Here is a 5,530-nt window from a genome sequence, read left to right as displayed (position 1 = left end):
TGCCCCGCCCCCTGCCCCGCCGGACCGAAAAGATAATAGTCGAACAAGGCGCGCCAACTCTGCTTTTCGCTGTCCGGACGGCTCCGCAGGCTCAGCAATCCATGCAGCAATGTTGTCATCGGCGTATCGACGAACGCAGGCGTGTCGTTCCACCAATGGTTGATCATCACGTTGAAGCCGTCGAGCGCCTCCACCTGATGCCACCACAGCGCCGGATAGACGAGCACATCGCCCGGTTCGAGTTCGGCCACCACCGCTTTGCCCAGAGCGTTGCGGTATCCGGGATAGCGCACCAGATCGGGCGCGCGCGGATCGACCATACTCACCACCTGACCGCCGGGCGTGGGCTCCAGCGGCCCCGGATAAAGGTTGGCAATCTGGTCGGGCGGGAAAAGCAGGAACCGGCGCCGCCCCACCAGAGGGCACGCGATGTTGTTCGACATGTCCCAATGCGTCGCGGCGACGGTACGATTGCCGATCCAGATGCTTGCCAGCGGCCGGCTCCCCCCCGGCAGGGCGCCCTCCAGCACCACTGGGTTCTCCCCCCGCAAGCCAGGAAAGTACAGGTCCAGGTCGGTCGAACCCAGATACACCGCATCTGTGCCGTCGCGGATACGTGCCAGATAGTCCGCCAGTGGCGCACGCCCGGCGGAAAAGTTCATTCCCGTCAGGGCATCGTTGTAGAAGAAGCGTCCGTCGCTCGCCGGTTCGCCGATGAAGCCCACCACCGGCCGCCCCGCATCGAACCGCGCCAGATACGCCATCGCCGCATCCATACCCTTCCGCCCGACCGCGACCAGCGGCAGATCGGCAGCCGCCCCCTTCAACACGGTCGGCACGCCGTCGTCGATCAGCGCCGAAAAATCCGCCGCGTCATGCCGCACGCCCTCGATAACGCGGACGGAGGGAAGCGCGGTCAGGTCCATCAGGCGCCTGCCAGCCGCCGGTTCTTGCGGTCGATCAGATGCGGCACGTTACCGAGCGACGACAATGCCCAGATCGCAGGTTGCAGATACCCCCGCGCATGGAGACGTGCCAAAGCATCACCGTCGAGGAAGGCCATACGCTCTGCACCGATCGCGTGAAAGTCATCCAGCACGTACCGCTTGTTGTCGTCCAGTGCGATCTCGATCGTCACCGGCTTGATCAATCCCTCGCCAGTCAGGGCGGCAAACAGCGCATCGTTCGCCTGCGATCCCGCATGGATACGCCGCAAGACCTCCGCGATCGCCTCCAGATACGGACTGTTGCCCCCTTGCGGCAGGAAGACCGGACTGCCCTGGCCGCCTCGACCGACCCGCACATGATCCAGATCGACATGGATCATCGGCTCGCCCATATTGCCGTCCTCGTCGCGCTGCACGCCGATCGAGAAGGGCCCGCGCTGGTGCAGCGCCGGGACATGGCGCGCCCGCCACGCGCCATCCTCCAGGAACAGATTTTCGTCGCGGTCGAACCCGAGCAACGCAACGGAATGGAAGCGACCATCGTCCGACCGGCGAAACAGGATCGGATAATCGCGTTGCGCCTCCTCCCACTCGGTCGGAAAGATCAGCGTCTGGTTTACCGCATCGCCATACTCAGCCCCGTGACCGGTGAGGACCGTCAGATCGTGATGATCGACATTGTTGAGAAGCACGATGTTCGTCACGATCGAACCTTATAAGCCACTCGGCGCCCGCCCCTATCATGCGGACGAGCGCCACCGGGTACAATCCCCGATCAGAAGCGGAAGCGGCCACCCAGCAGGAAACGGCGACGCAGTTCCTGCCCGAACCAAAGCTGGCTTTCGTCACGCGCATAGGTGCGCAGCTTCGATTCGGTCAGGTTGATCCCCTCGAAAGACACCGCGAAATTGGGTGTGATGTCATAGCTGATGTTGACGTCCAACTGGCCGAAGGGTTTCGTGAACTCCGGATTGCGCGATCCCTGACGGTTGATCCCCGACAGGAACTTGTCGCGCCAGTTATAGGCCACGCGCGCCGACAGCCCATATTTGTCGTAGATCAGCGTGGCGTTGAACGTATCCGACAGGCCGAGCAGCGCGAACTGATCCTCCGACGGACTGGCGCCGATGTTGAACCCGACATCGCCGCGCACCAGCGTATAGGCCGCCCCGATACCGAACCCCGTCGATCCGAAGAAATGCTGACCGGCGACTTCCAGTCCGTAGATCTCAGCATCCCGGTTGTTGACCGGCTGCGTCACCTGGAACTGGTACAGCACGTCGGTCCCGTTGGCGATCACGTCACGCGCACTGTTGATCTGCTTGACGAAATCGTCGTTCAGCGAGCGCGTGCTCGTGTTGTAGTTGGCCTGGAACTGCGCCGTTGCCGCTTCGATCGATCCGGTCTGGTCGAGCAGCGCAGTCAGCGCGAACAGGTTCACGTCGCTCTGGTCTGCACCCAGCGCCTGCAGCGCCGCGCGTGCCTGGCCGGATCGCGTGCCGGCCGCCCCGGAACTGGGGTCGCGCAGCCCGAACAGGTCGGAGGTGAACTGCCCGTTGCCGATGAAGTTGCGGACACGCTTGTCGAACAACCCCAGCGAGACGTAGCTGTCAGGCTTGTAGTACCATTCGATCGACGCATCGAAATTGTCCGACTCCAGCGGCACCAGTTGGGCGTTGCCGGTCGACGCGGTCGCGATGCCTCCATTGGCGATCGGCCGGGGTGGCCCGTTCACGCTGGTGGAGGTGAACAGGTTGCCATATTCCGGACGGGCGATCGTCTTGCTGTATGATACGCGTCCGATCAGGTTCTGCTGCAACTCCACCTGGAAATCGATCGACGGTAGGAAATTGTCGTAGCTGCCACGATCGCGCAGATAGCTGCTCTGGTTCGAGATCACGACGGTGAAGTCGTTGTCGGATACCCAGTTGATCCCAGCGGGCACCGCCACCAGAGAGATCGAACGCGATTTGGTCTTCTCGTACCGCAAACCGCCGACCAGCGTCGCCGGTGCGTTCCCGATCTCTCCCTTCCAGGTGACCTGCGCATAGGCGGACCAGATCTTCTCCCGGACGCGATTGTCCTCGTTGGTGGTGATCCCGACCGCGTTTGCGGCCCCCAGGCCGGCATAATAGGGCGACAGGATGGAATAGATGTCGGACGCGTTACCGCGGAACGCGATCTGCGATTCCGGATCATTGCCCGGATCGAACTTCCGGAACTTGCAGATCAGGCAGAAGCTTTGCAGCGCGCCGGGCGCCAGCCGCTCGACATCGCCGGGATTGGTGATCCCCCAGTCGCCCAGCGTCTGCTGGGTGGCGACCCGCGTCTGGTCCATCACCGTGTTGCGGAAGTTGCCGCCGAAATCGACCCGGCTGCCGCCGCCCAGATCCCAACCGAAGTCGGCCCGGATTTCCTTGACCCGCTGTTCCTGCGACGATGCAAAGGTGCGGCCGATCTGCGATCCGACCTGCGCCACGGTCAATGGGCCGTTCAGCGTGATGTCCTGTTTCGGAATCTCACCGCTGTAATCCACCGAATGCGCGGTGACCACGTTCGCGCCCATGCCGACAAGGGTCGAGCTGGCACCGTTGGGATTGTTGGGGTTGCTCGACGCCTTGCTGTAATGTCCGTCGATGTTGAGGGAGAAGTTGTCGGCGATGTCCCAGCGCATGTTCAGGCCGTAATCCTGGACGCGGCTCTTCTGCGCACGGTTCTGCGCTTCAAAGCCTTCGTCCTTCGCGCCGTTGATCGTCTCGTGCAGATAGGTGGCCGTCGCGACCGTCGGGTTGCCGTCGAACCGTACCTCGTCGAACGGCCGGCTGAACCAGTTCGACAGGTCGGACCGTATCTCCTCCTGACGGTTCTGCGCGAACAGCGCATCGGCGGTCAGCGTCACCGTTTCGATCGGCTTGAACTGCAACACCGCCTGCCCGTTGATGCGCTCGCGGCTGCCCTCGGCATAGTGGTAGCGGCTGTCGTTGGGAACGCCGACCAGTTGGTTGGGATCGGTCGGCGCGCCGGTGATTACCGTGCTGCCGTCCGACCGCACGAACCCGCCCGACAGGAAAGTGCTGTAGGGGATGATGTTCCAGTCGTTCGAGGTCGCGCTGATCGAGGTGAAATTGCGCTTCTGGTAGCTGCCGAACAGCGAGACGCCGAAACGGTCCGTCGGATCGGCCCAGTTCAGCACACCGGACAGTTCAGGCGTGACCTTCGATCCGCAGTCCAGACAGCCGTTCGTGCTCGTATCGTACAGCGCCTTGGCGCCGACGCTGCCGGTCAGGCCGCCTTTGCCGTCCAGCGGCCGCCGCGTGACGACGTTGATCGTCGCACCGATACCGCCGGTGGGGATCGCGGCCCGCCCCGTCTTGTATACCTCCAGCGTCCGCACGCCTTCGGACGCCAGATTGGAGAAGTCGAAGGAGCGACTGGACCCTTGCGCCGTATCGGCGTTCTGGTCGCCGCCGACCACCGATACGTTCGCGGTCGCCAACTGGCGCCCGTTCAATGTCACCAGATTATAGCTCGGCCCGAAGCCACGCACCGTCACGAGCGCGCCTTCGCCGTTTGTCCGGTTGATTGAAACGCCGGTGATGCGCTGGAGCGACTCGGCCAGGTTGGTGTCCGGGAACTTGCCGATGTCCTCGGCCGAGATCGCATCGACAATGCCGGTGGAGTTGCGCTTGATCGCGATCGACCGCTCCAGACTGGCGCGAATGCCGGTCACCACGATCTCGTCGCTGACGCCCTCGGTGGTCGCGCTTTCGGATGCGGGCGCCGTTTGCGGTGTCGTCAACTGGCCCGCCGCCACAGCCGGATCGGCCGTCGTACCGGGCGACGTGGTCGGCTGCGCATTCGTGGCCTCCGCCCCGGTCTGCGTTTGCGTTTGCGCGAACGCCGCATTCGCCAATGTGAGACAGGTGGCGACCGCTACAACGGAAGCCGAACGCGCAAGCGTCGAGGCGAGACCACTGGCCTTCATACATACCCCTCCTGATAGTGAGCCCTTATTGTATGGCTCAATCCTCCCGCCGATCAGATGCCGGCTTTGTGATCGCTATCATATCCGCGAAGGCATCCGGCCATCAAGAGATAAGATTCGGTTTTCGCTATATTTTTGTTCAGATGGGTGAAGGCTATTAAAGGGTTATACTTGGATTTGCTTTGGTATTTTACTCAGGCAAATAGTTGATGGCTGCTGCGAAACGTCGAAGACGGCGGATGCTTGGCCGAACGGGGGCGGCCACGGCCACCCCCACCCGGCGGCCGGATCACCATTCAATGCCGATCTTGCCGAAATGCCCTCCACTCATCTCGAAGCGAAATGCATCGGCCAGCGCCTCCAGCGCGAAACGCCGGTCGATGACCGGGCGGATCGTGGCGGCATCGAGCGCACGAACGAAATCCTGCTGTTCGCGCCTGCTGCCGACGATCAATCCTTGCAGCCGTGCCTGCCGTGCCATCAGCGCTGCCGTCGGCACCTCCCCGCCCGCACCGGTCAGTACGCCGATCAGCGAGATATGCCCCCCGACCCGCACCGCTTCGATCGACTGGGCAAGCGTTCCCGGCCCACCCACCTC

The 5,530-nt window shown here is 63.1% G+C and carries 4 protein-coding genes; all 4 read right to left on the bottom strand.

All coding sequences use genetic code 11. The features are described 5' to 3' along the window. Positions 1 to 926 (bottom strand): cupin-like domain-containing protein (locus tag Q0U08_RS17410; RefSeq protein WP_298092895.1); only part of this gene is annotated, 926 nt, incomplete at its 3' end. Further along, positions 926 to 1,651, bottom strand: coding sequence for a SapC family protein (locus Q0U08_RS17405; protein ID WP_298092894.1), 726 nt, complete (start codon positions 1,649 to 1,651; stop codon positions 926 to 928). The genes Q0U08_RS17410 and Q0U08_RS17405, both read right to left, overlap by 1 nt. Positions 1,652 to 1,722: 71 nt before the next feature. After that, positions 1,723 to 4,932 (bottom strand): TonB-dependent receptor, encoded by a 3,210-nt coding sequence (locus Q0U08_RS17400; RefSeq protein WP_298092893.1) that lies wholly within the window; start codon positions 4,930 to 4,932, stop codon positions 1,723 to 1,725. Positions 4,933 to 5,221: 289 nt separating this feature from the next. After that, the coding region (locus Q0U08_RS17395; RefSeq protein ID WP_298092891.1) for a zinc-binding dehydrogenase at positions 5,222 to 5,530 on the bottom strand (309 nt) is incomplete at its 5' end.

The organism is uncultured Sphingomonas sp. (genome assembly GCF_946477935.1).
Taxonomy (GTDB): domain Bacteria; phylum Pseudomonadota; class Alphaproteobacteria; order Sphingomonadales; family Sphingomonadaceae; genus Sphingomonas.
The sequence above is the reverse complement of the archived record's forward strand: the minus strand, read 5'-3'. Positions and strand labels throughout refer to the sequence as shown.

Bases quoted from the DNA above. Each gene is read 5' to 3' on its own strand.
- Q0U08_RS17400 (WP_298092893.1), bottom strand. From the start codon at position 4,932: ATGAAGGCCAGTGGTCTCGCCTCGACGCTTGCGCGTTCGGCTTCCGTT.